17 protein-coding genes (1 of these 17 only partly in view) are annotated in these 17,312 nt (G+C 72.0%); 10 read left to right on the top strand and 7 right to left on the bottom strand.

Features of this window, described 5'->3' with window-relative positions:
- On the top strand, positions 1 to 598 hold the final stretch of the coding sequence (locus L3i22_RS02025; RefSeq protein WP_221325303.1) for a sodium:proton antiporter. 920 nt of this gene lie to the left of the window's left edge; 598 of the gene's 1,518 nt are visible here — the last part of the coding sequence; its start codon lies off the left edge, out of view; the stop codon is at positions 596 to 598.
- Between the two features lie 16 nt (positions 599 to 614).
- On the opposite strand, the gene L3i22_RS02020 is transcribed toward L3i22_RS02025, so the two are convergent.
- Positions 615 to 992, bottom strand: a complete 378-nt coding sequence (locus L3i22_RS02020) for an ATP-binding protein (protein WP_221325302.1) — start codon at positions 990 to 992, stop codon at positions 615 to 617.
- A gap of 281 nt (positions 993 to 1,273) precedes the next feature.
- Here L3i22_RS02020 and L3i22_RS02015 point away from each other — a divergent pair, with 281 nt between their 5' ends.
- Positions 1,274 to 2,077, top strand: a complete 804-nt coding sequence (locus tag L3i22_RS02015) for an RNA polymerase sigma factor SigF (RefSeq protein ID WP_255658638.1) — start codon at positions 1,274 to 1,276, stop codon at positions 2,075 to 2,077.
- Positions 2,078 to 2,209: 132 nt separating this feature from the next.
- Entirely contained in the window at positions 2,210 to 2,878 is a 669-nt protein-coding gene (locus L3i22_RS02010) for a DedA family protein (RefSeq protein WP_221325300.1), read from the top strand.
- A 151-nt stretch (positions 2,879 to 3,029) separates the two neighbouring features.
- Here L3i22_RS02010 and L3i22_RS02005 read toward each other — a convergent pair whose 3' ends face one another.
- Positions 3,030 to 4,337, bottom strand: coding sequence for a hypothetical protein (locus L3i22_RS02005; protein ID WP_221325299.1), 1,308 nt, complete (start codon positions 4,335 to 4,337; stop codon positions 3,030 to 3,032).
- A gap of 101 nt (positions 4,338 to 4,438) precedes the next feature.
- Here L3i22_RS02005 and L3i22_RS02000 point away from each other — a divergent pair, with 101 nt between their 5' ends.
- Positions 4,439 to 5,269, top strand: coding sequence for an SDR family oxidoreductase (locus L3i22_RS02000; RefSeq protein ID WP_221325298.1), 831 nt, complete (start codon positions 4,439 to 4,441; stop codon positions 5,267 to 5,269).
- On the opposite strand, the gene L3i22_RS01995 is transcribed toward L3i22_RS02000, so the two are convergent.
- Entirely contained in the window at positions 5,216 to 7,279 is a 2,064-nt protein-coding gene (locus L3i22_RS01995) for an alkaline phosphatase family protein (protein ID WP_255657891.1), read from the bottom strand. The two genes, L3i22_RS02000 and L3i22_RS01995, sit on opposite strands and share 54 nt — an antisense overlap.
- A gap of 96 nt (positions 7,280 to 7,375) precedes the next feature.
- Between L3i22_RS01995 and L3i22_RS01990 the strand changes: the two genes are divergently transcribed.
- On the top strand, positions 7,376 to 8,566 hold the full coding sequence (locus L3i22_RS01990) for a glycoside hydrolase family 18 protein (protein WP_255657890.1): 1,191 nt from the start codon (positions 7,376 to 7,378) through the stop codon (positions 8,564 to 8,566).
- Between the two features lie 4 nt (positions 8,567 to 8,570).
- On the opposite strand, the gene L3i22_RS01985 is transcribed toward L3i22_RS01990, so the two are convergent.
- The 3 genes from L3i22_RS01985 to L3i22_RS01975 all read right to left on the bottom strand — a co-directional run bounded on the left by L3i22_RS01985 (position 8,571) and on the right by L3i22_RS01975 (position 10,306).
- The gene (locus L3i22_RS01985) at positions 8,571 to 9,050 is read right to left on the bottom strand and encodes a hypothetical protein (protein WP_221325296.1); all 480 of its coding nucleotides are present in this window, start codon (positions 9,048 to 9,050) and stop codon (positions 8,571 to 8,573) included.
- Between the two features lie 106 nt (positions 9,051 to 9,156).
- Positions 9,157 to 9,804, bottom strand: a complete 648-nt coding sequence (locus tag L3i22_RS01980) for a LamG-like jellyroll fold domain-containing protein (RefSeq protein ID WP_255657889.1) — start codon at positions 9,802 to 9,804, stop codon at positions 9,157 to 9,159.
- A gap of 7 nt (positions 9,805 to 9,811) precedes the next feature.
- The gene (locus L3i22_RS01975) at positions 9,812 to 10,306 is read right to left on the bottom strand and encodes a hypothetical protein (protein WP_221325295.1); all 495 of its coding nucleotides are present in this window, start codon (positions 10,304 to 10,306) and stop codon (positions 9,812 to 9,814) included.
- 117 nt (positions 10,307 to 10,423) lie between these two features.
- Between L3i22_RS01975 and L3i22_RS01970 the strand changes: the two genes are divergently transcribed.
- Together L3i22_RS01970 and L3i22_RS01965 are read left to right on the top strand one after the other, a co-directional pair.
- Positions 10,424 to 10,855, top strand: a complete 432-nt coding sequence (locus L3i22_RS01970) for a MarR family winged helix-turn-helix transcriptional regulator (protein WP_255657887.1) — start codon at positions 10,424 to 10,426, stop codon at positions 10,853 to 10,855.
- A gap of 4 nt (positions 10,856 to 10,859) precedes the next feature.
- Positions 10,860 to 12,665: an MFS transporter gene (locus tag L3i22_RS01965; RefSeq protein WP_221325293.1), complete on the top strand. Its 1,806-nt coding sequence runs from the start codon at positions 10,860 to 10,862 to the stop codon at positions 12,663 to 12,665.
- A gap of 198 nt (positions 12,666 to 12,863) precedes the next feature.
- On the opposite strand, the gene L3i22_RS01960 is transcribed toward L3i22_RS01965, so the two are convergent.
- Positions 12,864 to 13,442: a TetR/AcrR family transcriptional regulator gene (locus tag L3i22_RS01960; RefSeq protein ID WP_221325292.1), complete on the bottom strand. Its 579-nt coding sequence runs from the start codon at positions 13,440 to 13,442 to the stop codon at positions 12,864 to 12,866.
- An 85-nt stretch (positions 13,443 to 13,527) separates the two neighbouring features.
- On the opposite strand from L3i22_RS01960, the gene L3i22_RS01955 reads away from it, so the two are divergent.
- From L3i22_RS01955 to L3i22_RS01945, 3 genes are all read left to right on the top strand, one after another.
- A complete protein-coding gene (locus L3i22_RS01955) occupies positions 13,528 to 14,748 on the top strand; it encodes an MFS transporter (RefSeq protein ID WP_221325291.1) in 1,221 nt (406 codons plus the stop codon).
- 95 nt (positions 14,749 to 14,843) lie between these two features.
- Positions 14,844 to 16,439, top strand: a complete 1,596-nt coding sequence (locus tag L3i22_RS01950) for an alpha/beta hydrolase (protein WP_221325290.1) — start codon at positions 14,844 to 14,846, stop codon at positions 16,437 to 16,439.
- A 260-nt stretch (positions 16,440 to 16,699) separates the two neighbouring features.
- On the top strand, positions 16,700 to 17,287 hold the full coding sequence (locus L3i22_RS01945) for a TMEM165/GDT1 family protein (RefSeq protein WP_221325289.1): 588 nt from the start codon (positions 16,700 to 16,702) through the stop codon (positions 17,285 to 17,287).
- The last annotated feature ends 25 nt before the right edge of the window (positions 17,288 to 17,312 follow it).

Genomic DNA, 17,312 nt, shown 5'->3' with positions numbered 1-17,312 from the left:
CACGCTGATCGCGGCCGGAGTGCTGCTGGTCGCCGCGATCGTGATCCGGCTGGTGCTGGTCTACGGGCTGTTCGGGCGCTGGCGGCTGCGCGAGCGCATGTCGGCGCGGCGGGCCGAACGGGATCCGCGGTACCGCGCGGCCCTGGAACGCCGGCGCACCCGGCGCGGCGGTGAGCCGCTGAGCGCGCCGGACAACAAGGAGACGCTGCTGGTCGGCTGGACCGGGATGCGCGGGATCCTGACCCTGGCCGCGGCGGCCGCGGTGCCGGAGACCACGTCGTCCGGGGCGCCGTTCCCCGGGCGGGACGCGATTCAGGCGATCGCGTTGCTGGTCACGCTCGGGACGTTGCTGATCCAGGGGACGACGCTGCGGTGGCTGGCCCGGCGGCTGCGGTTCGACCTGGCCGGGGAGCGGGCCGCGGCGGAGGCGATGCGGGATCGGGGGCGGGCGGTGGTCGAGACCGCCGGGGAGTCGTTCGACCAGCAGCGCGGCGCGGTCGGCACGGCCCTGCGGGACCGGCAACTGGACGAGGAGACGGCTCGGGAGCTGATCGCCGAGATCGACCTGCGCCAGGCGGCTCACCACTACGGGAGCTGAGTCGGGCGGCCGGCCGTCACAGGAGCTGGAAGGCAGCCCAGATGTGCTTGGTGTCGCCGTCCCGGTACCAGCCGCTCTCGTCGGCGAACGTGCGGACCAGCAGCAGGCCCAGCCCGCCACCCTCGCCGGCCGGGCGGCGGCGCAGGTCGAACCGGGGCTCGCCGGTCACGTCCTGATCGGACACGTCCAGGACCAGACGACCCGGTTGGGTGAACAGGCTCACGATCGCCGGCGGCTCGCCGTGCCGCAGCGCGTTGGTGGCCAACTCGGTGGCGACCACGGTCATCCGGTCGGTGAGATCGGCGCCGGTGATCTCGTCGCGCAGCCCGGCGCGGAGAACCCGCAGCTCGTGGACATGGTCGAGGGTCCATTGCCGTACCAGGACCGGGGTCATGGGTCCATCTTGCTGAGCCCGGCGCAAAGCACAGTGGCCCGACCGGGTCGGGCAGATAGACGAGCACCACACCACTCGGCTGAGTGTCACTCATACTTTCGGCTAGTCTTTCGCCATACGACCGGCTAGTGTGGTCGCTACCGAACGGACAAAACATGCTCGGACGGCGGCTGGTGATTCGACCGCCCCGCCCGTGAGTAGAGACGCCCGACCGAACTGGGTCCGCTGCACAGTGGACCGGCTCTCCGGGAAGGTGCCAGGGAGGACTACGCATGACCGTCATGGAGACTTCGACGACCGTCGCCCCGGCGACGGCCGCCAGCGCCAATAAGCCCGTCGACAGCGCCGCGGAACTGCTCAACGCGATGGCTGCGATGCCGGCCGGGCACCCGTCCCGGGCGTCGCTCCGCGACCAGGCGATCGAGGCGTGGCTGCCGCTCGCCCGCCACCTCGCCAACCGTTACTCCGGCCGCGGCGAGCCGACCGACGACCTGGTCCAGACCGCGACGGTCGGCCTGATCAAGGCGGTCGACAAGTTCGACCCCGAGCGCGGCGTCGACTTCGCCGGCTACGCGATCCCGACCATCATCGGCGAGATCAAGCGCCACTTCCGGGACCGGACCTGGTCCGTCCGGGTGCCGCGCCGCCTGCAGGAACTCCGCCTCGCGATCACCGAGGCGAACAGCACACTGACCCACAGCCTCGGCCGGTCCCCGACCGTCCCGGACATCGCGGTGCACCTCGGCATCAGCGAGGAAGAGGTGCTGGAGGGCCTGGAAGGCGCCCGCGCCTACAACGCGACGTCGCTCTCCACGCCGATCAGCGCCGACGGCTCGACCGAGCTCGGCGACACGCTCGGCGGCGAGGACTACGAGTTCGAGCTCGCCGAGACCCGCGTGGCGCTCGCGCCGGCGCTGGCCACCCTCGACGAGCGTGAGCAGCGGATCCTCACGCTGCGGTTCTACGGCAACCTGACCCAGGCGCAGATCGCCGACCAGATCGGGATCTCCCAGATGCACGTCTCCCGCCTGCTCACCAAGGCGCTGGCCAAGCTGCGCAACCAGCTGGCCGCCACGACCCTCTGATCCTCGATTTCCGCGTACTGGTCCCGGTCCGTGATGGGCCGGGACCTTTCCGTGTCCGGACAAAGGTCGGACCGGACCCGACGCACAGGTCCGTGCGGCCGTAATCACCTTCGACGGCTACCGTGTTAGCCGATGCCACCTTCAGCCGAGCTCCCCGGGTTCCTGCACAGCGTCGCCCCGATCTTGGACCGCTGGGGATACCTGGCCCTCGCCGCGGTGATCGGCGTGGAGAGCTTCGGAGTGCCCGCCCCCGGTCAGACGATCATGGTGGCGGCGTCGATCTACGCCGGCGCCGGGCGGATGAACATCTATGTGGTCGCGCTGATCAGCTTCATCGCCGCGGTGATCGGTGACAACATCGGCTACTGGATCGGCCTGCGCGGCGGTCGCCGGGTGGTGCACCGGTGGGGGAAGTACATCTTCGTCACCCCGGAACGCCTGGAGAAGGCCGAGCAGTTCTTCGCGCGGCGCGGCAACCGGATCATCGTGGTGGCCCGGTTCATCGACGGGTTGCGGCAGCTCAACGGCGTGATCGCGGGCATCACCAAGATGCCGTGGAAGACGTTCACGATCTACAACGCGATCGGGGCGGCGCTCTGGGTGGGCTGGTGGACGACCGTGTCGTACCTGCTCGGCGCGAACCTGGTGACGATCATCGAGCACGCGCACCGGTACATGTGGCCGGCGATCGGGCTCGGGGTGGTGGTGGTCGGGGCGTACATCGCGCTGCACGTGCGGCACATCCGGCGGCGCCGGGCGCGGGCCACCGCTGCCGCGCCGATCGAGGAAAACCCGGTCTGACTTCCGGTCCGCGGTTCGCCGCCGGGTCCGTCCCGTTTTTCCGCGGTACGGCGGTAGCCCCGCCGCGCGTGGGCGAACGCCTGTTTGTACACAGAGATGGTCCCTGCCGCCCACGGCAGGGACCATCTCTGCTTATTTCCCCCAGTAAGGATCAGGAGCCGGTGCTCGCGGCGGCGGAGGGTTGTGCGGCCTGGCCGTTCGGGGCCTGACCGCCGGGGGCGCCGTTCTGGCCGGGAGCGCCGTTCTGACCCGGAGCTCCGGCGGGTGTGGAGACGCTGCTGCTACTGCCGCCGGAGACGGCCGCGGTGACGCCGGCGCCTACCCCGGCGCCGGCCAGGGCGGCGGCTACCAGGGCGGCGATCAGGGCCATCTTCGGGCTCTTGCGGGCCGGCTTGGCTCCCGGGCCGGTGTCGCCCGGGCCGGTGCTTCCGGTCCCGGTGCTTCCGGCGCCGGGTGGAGACCACGGGGTGGGGGTGCCTTGCGGGTCGGCGGGCGGTTGGGTCGGCGACATCGGCGGGGCGGCGGCCGGGGGCGGCGGGACTGCCGCGGCGGCCCTGGCCTGCTGCGGGGCCTCGGTGGCCGGCCATGCGTTTCCGTTGGTGGCGCCGGTGTGCTGGCTCCAACCGGTCGGCGCGGCGCCGGGCCCGCCGTAATTCCGCTCGGTCGGCCCGTCCACGCCATAAGCGGCGGGCGTATCCGTGCCGTAGCCGGCCGGCGCGGCGCTGGCGCGGGCGGGTGCGGCGGTGGCGTCGTTCCAGGTGGGCGCGGCATTTCCGGGGGCGGATCGGCCGGGTACGGGGTTGCCGGGAGTGGTGACGGACTCGTTCCAGGAGGCGGGGACCGAGTCCGGGATGTGGCCGGTGCCCCAGTCGCCGGCTCGGCCCGGGTCGCCGCCCCAGCTGTCGTCCGGGCCTCGGTCCCAGGAAGCGGGCGCGCCGCCTGGCTCCACGGGGGAGTTGAGCCAGGCGGCGGGCGCGCCACCTGGCAGGCCGGCCGGGGACTGCCACTGTGCGGTCGGGATGTCCTGCTCCGGGACCCGGTGCCCGCCCGGGAGGTCGACGTGGGCCTCGCGCGGGTCGGTGGCCAGGGCACGAGGGTCCGCGCCGGGTCCACGCCGGTCCCCGGGGGAGTCGTGCGAGCCGGCGTAGGAGCCACGCGGGTCGGCACCGGCCCCACGCGGGTCGGCGTAGTAGTCCCGCGGGTCAGGGCCGGCGGCACGAGCGCCGGCAAAGGAGTCGCGCGGGTCGGTGAAGGGGGCGCGCGGATCGGGGGCGGTGCCGCGGAGGTCGGCGAACGGGTCGAGGGGGTCGGGGCCCGGGCCGCGGAGGTCGGCGAACGAGTCGCGGGGGTCGGCGTGGCCGGTGCGGGGGTGAGCGGACGGGGGCCAGTCCGCCGGCGGGGCCTGGGCGTGCGACGGGTGGGGTTGGGCGGAGCGATCGGAGGGGTCGTACGCGGTCATCGTTTGCTCCTCGGTCGGTTGCTTCGCTGCGAAGAGACTGGCCACCGCGCCTATGCGGATCCTGTGCGGCCGATAAGCGGCGGTTATCAGATACTTGGCGGGTGCGACGGTTCACCTTCGCGGGGCGTACCTGCGTGATCACCGGGGCAGCGGGCGGTATCGGCGCCGCGCTGACCCTCGAGCTGGCCCGGCGACGGGCGACGCTGGTCCTGGTCGACCGGGACGCGGACGGGTTGTCCCGGGTCGCGGAGCTGGCGCGGGGGCTCGGCGGGGCGGATGTCACGACGTACCAAATCGATCTTGCTGATGGCGCGGACCGGAGTGATCTCGCGGCCGAAGTCTCGTCCCGGCTGGGTGGCGCGGATCTTCTGATCAACAATGCCGGCGTGACGCTGTCCGGGACGTTCGAGCAGAACCGGATGGCCGACGTCGACTGGCTGCTGGAGATCAATCTGCACGCGGTGATCCGGATGACGAAGGCGTTCCTGCCGCAGCTGCTCGCCCGGCCCGGCTCGCACATCGTCAACGTGTCCAGCCTGTTCGGGCTGATCGCCCCGCCCGGCCAGGTGGCGTACGCGACAAGCAAGTACGCGGTGCGCGGGTTCACCGAGGCGCTGCGGCACGAGCTGGAGCCGCGCGGCGTCGGCGTGACCGTGGTGCATCCCGGCGGGGTGCGCACCGGCATCGCGTTGAACGCCCGGCTCAGCGGCCCGGACCCGGACGGCGCGCAGGCCGCGGAGAACCGGAAGTTCCACGAGACCGCGCTGACCCTGCCACCCGAGGAGGCCGCGCGGCAGATCCTGGCGGCGGTCCAGTCCCGCCGGCCGCGCCTGGTGATCACCAAGGCGGCGCGGGCCGCGGACCTGCTGGCCCGGGTGCTACCCGCCGGCTACTGGACGGTCAGCGAGCGAATCGCCCGCCGCTTCACATGACGCGTAGATCGGCTCGCCGGCGCTGATCGGCGGGCGGGCCGGCTCCTCGCGCAGGCCCAGCATGGTCAGCCACTCGATCAGCTGACGGTGGATCGCGTCCGGTCCGATCAGCTCGGTGGTGACCGGCCAGGCGGCCGGGTGGACCAGCATCGCGTCGGTCTGCCAGCCGCCGAGGCCGCCGTGCGAGCCGACCAGCTCCTCGAACGCGGCCACCTCCGCGGTCTCGCCGTCGACCGCGCTGATCACGATGAGGTCGCCGATGTGCGCGGCCTCCTGGTGACGCAGCAGGTCGTCGCGCGCCTCCCGGCCGTACGGAAGCAACGGGTCCTGCCCGGTGACCACGCCGTCCCGCAGCCGGTGGGTGCCGCCCGGGCCGAACGCGACCGGCCCGTCCTCGTCCCCGACCACGACCAGCCCGACCCCCGGGTGGGCGGCCAGCCCGGCGATCAGCCGGGGATAGGTCTCCTCGATCTCGGCCCGCAGCACCCGGTGGGTGACCCGGGTCAGGTAGACCAGCGACAGGTTCCCGGACGACATGACCAGCAGCGGGGCCGCCTCGGGGGCCGGTTCGGGCGCTCGTTCGCCCTGCTCCTCGGCGGGCTCCTCGGAGCCGGCGGTCGGCTCGGCGGTGAGCCGCTCGACCACGTCGTCCAGGGTCTCGTCGTACCGCTGGCGGAAGGTGGCGCCCTGGCTCTGCCCGTGGTCGGAGAGCACCACCAGGTGGTACCGCCGGGCCGCCTCGGGTGACAGGCGCTCCAGCACGCCGAGCATCCGGTCCAGGCTCTCCAGCTGGCGCATCGACTCCGGGCGGGCCGGGCCGGCGTGGTGCGCGACCTCGTCGTAGTCGACCAGGTCGCAGTAGACCACCGGGACGCCGCGGGCCATCTGCTCGGCGATCAGCGAGATGTTCACGTCGCGCAGCAGCATCGCGGCCGGGCGCAGCGCCAGGTACGCCCCGGAGCGACTGACCCGCGGCTGGAGGTTGCGCCGGCGCTGGAGGCGGGCCTGGTGCAGCTCGGTGATCACTTCGGCGCCGCCGAGGACCAGGGCGCGGGTGAAGCCGTACGGCGAGGCCATGAACGCCGCCCAGCCGCGCGCCGACCGGCCGGGCAGCGCGGCGTGGCTGACCGTCAGCAGGTTGGTCACGGCGTCCCCGCCGAACGCGTTGCCGATGCTCACCCCGCCGTCGCGGAGCAGGCCCTGACCGTCGCTGAGCCGCCGCTCGATCACCGCGGCGTCGCGCGGGCGGTTGGAGACCATCACCTTGCCGGTCTCCTTCTCGAACCAGCGGAACGCCGGGACCTGGCGGGACGCGCCGTGCAGGATGCCGGCCTGGGACGCCGGCGTGGTCGACGGCAGCCCGGTGTGCCAGCGGCGCAGGCTGTGGCTGCCGGAGCGCAGCCAGTGCCCGAGGATCGGCAGGTTGCCGGCCCGGATCGCCCAGCGCAGCACCGGCTCGGCGACCCCGTCGAGCTGGATCACGAGCAGGCCGGGCTCGGTGCCGGGGTGCGGGCGGCGCAGCGTGAAGAACGGGCCCCCGGCCCGGCGCGCGGTCCGGCGGCGCACGCCGCGCATCAGCCGCCGCGCCTCCCGGACGAACGTGTCGTCGCTGCCGGCGTCGGCCATCCAGTCGAGCAGCGCCGCGAAGATCACCGCGAGGATCGCCGCGATCACCAGCGTGGGCAGGCCGCGGATCCGGTTCGCCGGGTCCAGCCGCAGGGCGAGCACCATGACCGCGACCTGGGCCGACACCCCGAAGAGCATGGCGCCCCAGCCGCCCAGCGCGGTGACGCCGGCCAGCAGCAGCGGGCGCAGCACCGCGCCGGTGACCGCGACCAGGAGCACCAGGTTCAGCGTGTCCAGGATGTCCGCGCTGGCCACGCCGGGCATCAGCCACAGGGTCACGGTCACCACCACGAACGTGGTGATCGCGCTGCGCAGCACAGCCTTGGCCCGGCCCAGCACCCGCCGCCGGGTGAAGAGGGCACGCATGTCAGGGCTTAGGGCCACGGCTCGACAATGGCACAGCCGGTCGCGCCGGGTGCAGCCGCACTCGATCGGGGGAATGACGGGCGATCAGCGGTTTCGGCCGCTAGTTTTGCGCCAGTGCATGTCCGTACGGCGGCTTTCGCCCTGCTCGTCCTGATCTTGTCCGCATGCCAGGCCCCTTCGCGACCGGAGCCCGAGCCCGCTCCACCGCACGAGCGGGTGCTGGCCGGCTACTTCACCGAGTGGGGCTCCTACGGCCGCGCCTACCGGGTGCAGAACGTGGCGGCCAGCGGCGCCGCGGGCAAGCTCACCCATCTGCTGTACGCCTTCGGCAAGGTCGACGGGGGCAGGTGCGCGGTCGGGGACCCGTGGGCGGCGTACCAGAAGCCGGTGACCGCCGCGGAGAGCATCGACAACGTCGCGGACACCGGGGCCACTCCCCTGCGCGGCAACTTCGGGCAGCTCTGGAAGCTGAAGGGCGCCCACCCGGGCCTGAAGATCCTCTGGTCGTTCGGCGGCTGGACCGGGTCGGCCGGGTTCACCCAGGCGGCCAAGGACCCGGCCGCGTTCGCGAAGTCCTGCTACGACCTGATCAAGGATCCGCGCTGGTCCGGGCTGTTCGACGGGATCGACGTGGACTGGGAGTACCCGAACGCCTGCGGCCTGCAGTGCGACCGCAGCGGGCGGGAGTCGCTGGCCAAGGTGCTCGCCGCGCTGCGCGCCACGTTCGGAACCGGCGCGCTGGTCACCGCGGCGGTGCCGGGGGACGTGAAGAAGCTCGGGGCGGTGGACCTGTCCGCGGCGGCGGCCCAGGTGGACTGGCTCAGCGCGATGACCTACGACTACTTCGGCGCCGGGAACACCGACGTCCGGACCGCGCCGCACTCGCCGCTGACCACCTACCCGGGGATCCCGCGGGCCGGGGCGACCGTCGAGGCGACCGTCGACCAGCTGCTGAAACAGGGTGTGCCGTCGGCGAAGCTGCTGTTCGGTGTCGGGTTCTACGGGCGCGGGTGGACCGGGGTGCGCAGTCCGGCGCCGGGTGCGGCGGCGACCGGGCCGGCGCCGGGGACGTACGAGAAGGGGATGGAGGACTACAAGGTCCTCGCCGGGCGCTGCCCGCCAACCGGGACGGTGGGCGGGACGGCGTACGCGCGGTGTGGTGCCCAGTGGTGGTCGTACGACACCCCGGACACCATCCGCGGGAAGGTGGCCTACGCGAAGAGCCGGGCGCTGGGCGGGGTGTTCGCGTGGGAGCTGTCCGGGGACACTCCCGACGGGAAGCTGCTCACCGCCCTGGCCGGCTGATCCGTCAGTTCGCGTAGAGGGCGTCGCCGCAGAGGCCGGTGCTCTTCGGGATGTTCATCTGCGAGCCGGTGCCGCACTCGACGGCGCTGCCCGCGCCCTTCGTCACCCAGGCGCCGGTCTTCGGGTCGTACGCGAAGAAGATGTCGCCGTCGCCCTGCTGACTGGCCTTCGGAGCGATCGGCGTGCCGACCGCCCAGTTCTGGTTGCACTTCACGCTGGCCGGGTCGATCTTGTAGCCGGCCGGCAACTTCGCCACTTTGACCAGGGCTTCGGCGGTGACCGGGCAGCCGTTCACCGGTTTCGCCTGCGACACCGGGCGCGCGGGCGAGGTCGCGGCGGCGGCGCCGGTCGGGGCGGCGGCGCCGGTCGCGGCGGTGGTGGCCGGCGAGACGTTCTCCGGCGTGGCGGTGGCGCAGGCGGTCAGGGCGAACAGCGCGGCGCCGGCGACGGCCAGCAGGATCGACGACGTGGTGCGAGCGGACATGGCGGGCTCCCCGATGAGAACGGCGCCGGTCGATACCGGCGCTCATCCATGTACATGCTCGTGCGGGCGGAAGGGTTGCCGCCGTACCGAAGAAATCTTTTGAATCTCAGCCGATCCGGACCCAGACGTTGTCCAGGACGCCGTTGAACTGGTCGTTGTCGCGGTAGGCGCCCTTGCCGCCGATGCTCAGCGGCCAGTTGTTGGCCACCGAGAGGTCCGCCGGCACCCGGGTCCGCCCGCGCAGCACGCCGTCGACGTAGATGTCGAAGCGTGCGCCGGCCCGCTCGCAGCGCACCGCGTGCCAGCGCCCGTCCGCCGCGGTGACCGAGCTGCGGACCATCCGGATCCCGGCGCGCCGCTCGTCGACCAGCACGCAACTGGGCTGCCCGGCCAGGCCGTCGACCTGGAGCTTGTACTGGCTGCTCGTCTTGGAGTAGCCCTTCTGCACCACGTTCTGCCCCTTGCTGGTCTGGCCGGGGGCGAGCAGGACGTCCGCGCCGTACGCGAGGTTCCGAGCCCCGGGGTTCAGGTCGGCGGTCCCCGGGCTCTGCAGTGCCACGTGCGGGCAGACGCCGTGGTCGCAGCGGGGCGGGAAGGCGAGCGCGTCGCCGGTGCCGTGCACGACCGCGCGCAGCCGGCCGCCGTGTCCGGCGATGATCCGCAGGGTGTGCCCGAAGCCGGAGCGGTCCAGGGTGGTGGCCGGGCGGTTGAAGTCGTACTGGGCCATCACGGCCGGGACGGGCGGCGGCAGCATGGTCGGCTCAACCGAAGAAGTTCTGCACCTGGGTGAGCGTCAGATAACCCTGCTGCTCCAGCTCCCGGGGCACCGAGGTGAGCGCCCGCTCGATCACCGGGAGGTCGTCCGTGCGGCTCGGCGGCGGGGCCGGCTCCGGGTCCGGGGGCAGGTCGGGCAGGGCCATCGCCTCCCGGATCACCTCGAACATGGTCCGCACCTCGGTCACCGCGAACCGCATCAGCTCCTGGTCGGAGCAGGACGGCGGCAGCTCACAGGTGAAGTTGGCGCGCAGCTGGTCGCCGACCCGGCGGATGTCGGCGCTGGGACGCAGGTGGTCCCGGCCCTCGGTGACGATGCCGAGCTGACAGCCCCTGATGCCGCTGCGGTCCCACCACTGGCGCCAGCGCGGATCCGCGCCGAGCGTGTGCACGGCGTGCTGCAACGCGATCAGGTAGTGCCGTGGCGCCCGGCCGTCCCGAGTTGCCGTCCCCAGCCGTGGGTGGAGCCAGAACTCGTCCATGGTTCGCATGGTCCCAGGCTTCGCGGCCGGCCCGTGGGAATTCGGGGGTCGCGCGTCGGAGTGGAGTTCGGTCACCCTCCCTCCCGGAAATGCATAAGGTGCTGATATAAATTGGCTGTGCGGATCCCGGACGAGGACGCGGTCATCGCGACCGCTTTCGAACATCTCTACGCAGGTCTCCGGCGGATCACCCCGCGCGAGGAGCTCAGCCTCACGGCCGCTTCCACGCTGGCCCGCCTGGAGCGATCGGGCCCGCACCGGCTCTGCGAGCTGCACGCCCCGGAAGGGGTCAGCCAGCCGGCGATGACCCAGCTGGTCACCCGCCTGGAACGGGACGGGCTGGCCACGCGGGGCAGCGACCCGGCCGACGGCCGGGTGGTGGTGGTCGGCATCACCGACGCCGGGCGCGAGGCCGTCGCCCGGCGCCGAGCGGGGCGCGCGGAGGCGCTCTCGGCGGTGCTGCGCCAACTGGCGGCCGACGACCGGGCGGCCCTCACCGCCGCCCTGCCGGCCCTCGACCGGCTGAATGACCTGCTCACGAAGGACTGATCAGATGCTTCCGGTGGACCATCCGCGCTACAAGTGGGTCGCACTCTCCAACACCACCCTCGGCAACCTCCTGGCGACGATCAACTCGTCGATCGTGCTGATCTCGCTGCCCGCCATCTTCAAGGGCATCAAGATCAACCCGCTGGCCCCGGGCAACGTCAGCTACCTGCTCTGGATGCTGATGGGCTACATGCTGGTCACCGCGGTGCTGGTGGTCACGCTCGGCCGGCTCGGCGACATGTACGGCCGGGTCAAGATCTACAACGCCGGGTTCGCGATCTTCGCGCTCGTCTCGATCGTGCTCTCGGTGGACCCGTTCACCGGCAGCGGCGGGGCGATCTGGCTGATCGGCTGGCGCGTCGCGCAGGCCATCGGCGGCGCCATGCTGATGGCCAACTCGGCCGCGATCATCACCGACGCGTTCCCGCCCAAGCAGCGCGGCATGGCGCTCGGCGTCAACATCGTCTCCGCGCTGGCCGGCTCGTTCATCGGCCTGGTCGCCGGCGGGGTGCTGGCCGAATGGGACTGGCGCTCGGTGTTCTGGGTGAACATCCCGCTCGGCATCGTCGGCGCGATCTGGGCGTACCGGTCGCTGCACGACACCGGCGTCCGGCGGCGCGCGAAGATCGACTGGTGGGGCAACCTGACGTTCGCGGTCGGGCTCACCGCCGTGCTGGTCGGGATCACCTACGGGATCCAGCCGTACGGCGGGCACACCCAGGGCTGGACCAACCCGTGGGTGCTCGGCGGCCTGATCGGCGGCACGGCGGTTCTGGTGATCTTCGGGATCATCGAGACCCGGGTGGCCGAGCCGATGTTCCCGCTCAAACTGTTCCGCAACGCCGCCTTCACCGGCGGCAACATCGCGAACCTGCTGGCCAGCGTGGCCCGCGGCGGCCTGCAGTTCATGCTGATCATCTGGCTGCAGGGCATCTGGCTGCCGTTGCACGGCTACGACTACGAGCGGACGCCGCTCTGGGCCGGCATCTACCTGGTCCCGCTGACGATCGGCTTCCTGGCGGCCGGGCCGCTCTCCGGCTTCCTCTCCGACCGGTTCGGGGCGCGCCCGTTCGCGGCCGGCGGCCTGCTCGTGATGGCGGTGTCGTTCGCCGGGCTGCTGCTCGTGCCCGGCGACTTCAGCTACCCCACGTTCGCCGTGCTGATCTTCATCAACGGCCTGGGCGGTGGCCTGTTCTCGGCGCCGAACACGTCACTGCTGATGTCCACGGTCCCGGCCAACATGCGTGGTGCGGCCTCCGGCATGCGGGCCACGTTCATGAACGCCGGCCAGGTGCTCTCCATCGGCGTGTTCTTCTCGCTGATGGTGGCCGGGCTCGCCGACTCGCTGCCGGCCAGCCTGAACTCCGGGCTGCTCGCGCAGGGCGTGCCGGCCGACGTCGCCGCGCGGGCCGCCGAGCTGCCGCCGGTCGGGACGCTGTTCGCCGCGTTCCTCGGCTACAACCCGGTCGCCGAACTGCTCGGGCCGCAGGTGATCGGCGCGCTGCCGGCCGACAACGCGGCGAACCTGACCGGGCTCGAATTCTTCCCGCGGCTGATCGCCGACCCGTTCCACGACGGCCTGATCGTCGTCTTCTGGATGGCGATCGGGATGGCGGTGCTCGGTGCGCTGGCGTCGCTGATCCGCGCCAAGCCCGCCCCTTCGGAGTCGGACGATGTCGCCTCCGAAAGCTCTGGCGGCGATCTGGTGGCGCACGAGGCCGAGCTGAGCGCCGAGCTCGCCGAGTCGCAGCCACTGCTGCCCGCCGCCCGGATTCCCGAGCCGCTGGACGAGCCCGTGACCCGGGACTGACCTGGCCCTACCCAGATCGGCGCGGCCCCACCGGGTCGCGCCGATCTTCATTCCCAAAACCATTTCGCCGTACGGCCATGGCCCACGCCCGCCGCCGCCACGCAGTGCGCCGCGCGCGGTCATGTTGACTTGACGCAGTTGACTGGATCAACACTGTGTATTGATTCGGTCAATGCATGTTGACGTCAATGTTGACTGTCAACGTGACGCGAGCGCCGCGTCCACCAGAACCGCGGCGAGGGCGCGGGCGGTGTGCGCCGCGGCCGGCCCCTTGTCCTGGCGGGCGCCGACGGTCGCCCCGTCGTAGAGCAGTACCAACTGCGCGACCAGCGGAGCCGGCTCGGCAATCCCGGCCTCGCGCGCCAGGTCGGTCAGCAGCCCCCGGGTCCAGGCCCGATTGGCCTCGGACGCCTCCCGGACCACCCCGTTCGGGTCGGACTCGGCGCCGGCGTTGTAGAACGCGCACCCCCGGAACCCCGGCTTGGCCGCCGACTCGGCGAGCGAGTCGAAGATCGCGAGCAGCCGGTCGCGCGGGCCCTCGTGCTTCTCGACGTGACCCATCAGCCGGGCCCGGCGTTCCTCGTGCCGGTGCTGCAGATATGCCCGGACCAGGCCGTCCTTGCTGCCGAAGCTGGAGTACAGCGACGCCTTGGCGACCCCGGCCCGCTCGATGACCCGGTCGATCCCGATGGTGTGCACGCCCTCGGCGTAGAAGAGCTCGTCCGCCGCGGCCAGGAGACGTTCGCGGGCCGATCGGCGGGGTGACGTGACGGACATGCGTTTGACGTTAACAGACAGGTCTGTCTAGTGTCAGAGCCAGCAACTAGACAGACCTGTCTGTTCGATCACTGGGGGAACCCTCATGACCGTCCTCGCCGAAGCCGCGGGCGCGCGGACCACCGCACCGGCCCGCCTGAGCCGGAACGCGGCGTTCACCGCGATCGCCGCCATCCTGGTGACGTTCGCGGCGGCCGCCGCCGTCCCGAGCCCGCTCTACGTCGTCTACCAGCACCTCTGGGGCTTCTCCCCGGCGATGCTGACGGTGGTCTTCGCGGTCTACGTGGTCGCCCTGATCGCCACCCTGCTCACCCTGGGCGCGCTCTCCGACTACGTCGGCCGGCGCCCGGTGCTGGCCGGCGCGATCCTGCTGGAGGCCGTCGCGCTCGCCCTCTTCCTGTCCGCCGGCAACGTGACCGTGCTGCTGGTGGCGCGGATCGTGCAGGGCGTCGCGACCGGCGCCGCGCTGAGCACGCTGGGCGCCGCGCTGATCGACCTCAACCCGGCGCACGCCCCCGGCCGGGCCGGCCTGATCAGCGGCATCGCCCCGGTGGCCGGGCTCGGCCTGGGCGCCTTCGGCTGCGGCGTGCTCGTCGAGTGGGCGCCGTTCCCCACCCACCTGGTCTACGCGCTGCTGCTGGTCGGCATGGTCGTCGCCGGCCTGGCGGTGGCCTGGATGCCGGAGACCGCGGAGCGCCGCCCCGGCGCGGCCGCCTCGCTGAAGTGGCGGCTCGGCGTGCCGGCCCGGCTGCGCGGTGACCTGTTCGCGCTGATCCCGATCATCGTGGCCAGCTGGGCGCTGGGCGGCCTCTACCTGTCGCTCGGCCCGTCGGTCGCGGCGGCCACTTTCGGCATCACCGATCACCTGGTCGGCGGCCTGGTGGTGGCGCTGGTCTGCGGCGCCGGCGCGGTGACCTCGTTCCTGATGCGCAAGGTCGCGACGCCGCGGGTGCTGACCGTCGCCGGGTCCGGCCTGCTCGCCGGTGGCGTGCTCGGCGTGACCGGGCTGCTCGTCGAGAGCCTGACGCTGGCCACGGTCGGCTCGATCGTCTCCGGGATCGGCTTCGGCGCGGCGGCGCTCGCGTCGTTCAGCACCCTGGCCCGGATCGCCGAGCCGCACGAGCGCGGTGAGCTGCTGGCGGTGGCGCTGACCATCTCGTACGCCGCCTTCAGCATCCCCGCGGTGATCGCCGGCCAGGCCGCCAACCACCTCGGCCTGCACACCACCGCCCTCTGGTACGCCGGGATCGTCTCCGCCCTGGGCCTGGTCGCGCTGATCGCCCAGCGCGCCCGGCGCACGGCCTGATTCCACCCCTTTGGTGGCCGCCCCGGCGTGGAGGGGTGGAAACCGCCCGAGCAACCCTCACCATATGGGGCGAATCGGACATCGAAGGGCGAGGAATGAAAAGTATCTGGGCGGCCGCCGTTGTGGTCGCGCTCGGCGCGGCAGCAGGCACCGTGATCACCTCCGCGGAGGCCGCCCCCTCGCGGGGCGCGCCGGACTACGTACCGGCGCCGGTCGCGTGGTACTCCTGCACCGAGCTGTCACTCAAGGCACAGGGCGCCGAATGCGGCATGGTCGGCGTGCCGATGGACTACGCGAACCCGGGCGGCGCCCGCATCGAGCTGGCCGTCGCCCGGATCGCCCACACCGTCCCGGCCGACAAGTACCAGGGCGTGGTCCTGGTCAACCCGGGTGGCCCGGGTGGCGCCGGGCGGAGCATGGCGACGCTCGGCGCGAAGGTGCCCAAGGGCGCCGGGGACGCCTACGACTGGATCGGGTTCGACCCGCGCGGGGTCGGCGCCAGCAAGCCGAAGCTGACCTGCGACGCCGACTACGCCGGGTACAACCGGCCGCCGTACGTGCCGTCCACCCCCGCGCTGGAGAAGGCCTGGCACGCCCGGAGCACCCGGTACGCCGCGGACTGCGCCAAGGCCGGCGGGCCGCTGCTCGATCACATGCGCACCGCGGACTCGGTCCGGGACATCGACAGCATCCGGCGGGCGTTGGGCGCCGAAAAAATCAACTTCTACGGCTTCTCGTACGGGACGTACCTCGGCCAGGTCTACGCCACGCAGTACCCGGACCGGGTCCGGCGGATGGTCCTGGACGGCAACGTCAACCCGAGCCGGGTCTGGTACCGCTCGAACATCGACCAGGACATCGCGTTCGACCGGAACATCAAGATCTACTTCGCCTGGATCGCCAAGCACGACGCCGTCTACCACCTGGGCACGACCGGGCCGGCCGTGGAGCGGCTCTACTACCGGCAACTGGCCGAGCTGACCGCGAAGCCGGCCGGCGGGGTGATCGGCCCCGCCGAGCTGACCGACATCTTCCTGCAGCCGGGCTACTACATCTTCGGCTGGGAGAAGGTCGCCCGGGCGTTCTCCAGCTGGGTCACCAAGAAGGATCCGGCCGGCCTCAAGGGGCTCTACGACGAGAACAACCCGCAGACCGCGGGCGCGGACAACAACTACGCCGTCTACCTGGCCGTGCAGTGCACCGACGCGGCCTGGCCGGCGAAGTGGTCGACCTGGTCCGAGCAGAACTGGAAGGTCTACCACCAGGCGCCGTTCGAGACCTGGGGCAACGCCTGGTACAACGCGCCCTGCCGGCACTGGGCCGCGCCGGCCGGTGTTCCGGTCCGGGTGAACGGGGCGAAGGTGCCACCGGTCCTGCTGCTCAGCGAGACGCTGGACGCGGCCACGCCGTACACCGGAAGTCTTGAGGTTCGAAAGCTCTTCCCCCGCTCGGTGTTGATCGAAGGGGTGAACGGGACCACGCACGCCGGATCGCTGTTCGGCAACGCCTGCGTCGACGACGTGATCGCCGATTACCTGGCCACCGGCGCGCTGCCGCCGCGGGTGGCCGGCAACCACTCGGACAAGCAGTGCAAGCCGCTGGCCCAGCCGGTGCCCGCCCAGCCGGCGCTGAAGCGCTCGGCCGAGCAGCTCGACCGGCTCCGGCTCCAGCAGCTGATCATCGGGCACTGATCCGTCCCCAGGTCCGTCCTTAGCAAAAGGCCCGGTGGCGCAGCTCTCCACCGGGCCTTCCGGATGTTCGGCTATGCTCGATCTCGCGAAGGGGAGTAGCTCCCAATGTCGCGGTCGACATACTGAGGTTCTTCGGGACCTCCGGCCGGACAGCCTCGATCTGAGGCGAGCGAGACCTTCGACCAGGCTGTCCATTCATGGCGGCCGGGTCGAGGTCGCCCTGCGCCCAAGCCCCGGTCGTCTGTCACCGGGAGAATTCCGTGTCAACTTTCCTCGCCGCGCTGGGTCTCAGCTTCGCGGTCATCTTCGTCGCCGAGCTCGGCGACAAGTCCCAGCTGATGGCGATGACCTTCGCCACCCGCTTCCGGCTGGTGCCGACCCTGATCGGCATCACCGCCGCCACCGCGCTGGTCCACCTGGTCTCGGTCGGCATCGGGTACGGCCTCGGCGCCGCCCTCCCGACCGACTGGATCTCCCTGGTCGCCGGGGTGGCGTTCCTCGCGTTCGGCGCCTGGACCCTGCGCGGCGACAAGCTCACCGACGACGAGAAGAGCAAGGCGGAGCGGTCCAGCGGCTCCGCGATCTTCGCCGTCGGCGGCGCGTTCTTCCTGGCCGAGCTCGGTGACAAGACCATGCTGGCGACGATCACGCTGGCCACCCAGCACGGCTGGTTCGCCGTCTGGGTCGGCTCCACGGTGGGCATGGTCGCCGCCGACGCGCTCGCCATCCTGGTCGGCCGGCTGCTCGGCCGTCACCTTCCCGAGCACATCATCAAGTGGGGCGCCGCCGCATTGTTCGCTATCTTCGGCATCTGGCTGATCGTCGAGGGCGTGATCGGCCTGTCCTGATATCCGGGCTCCTTCGGGGAGGCGC

Source organism: Actinoplanes sp. L3-i22 (assembly GCF_019704555.1).
In the GTDB taxonomy this organism is placed as follows: Bacteria; Actinomycetota; Actinomycetes; order Mycobacteriales; family Micromonosporaceae; genus Actinoplanes.
Note: the sequence above shows the minus strand (reverse complement) of the source record. Positions and strands in the feature narration are given on the sequence as shown.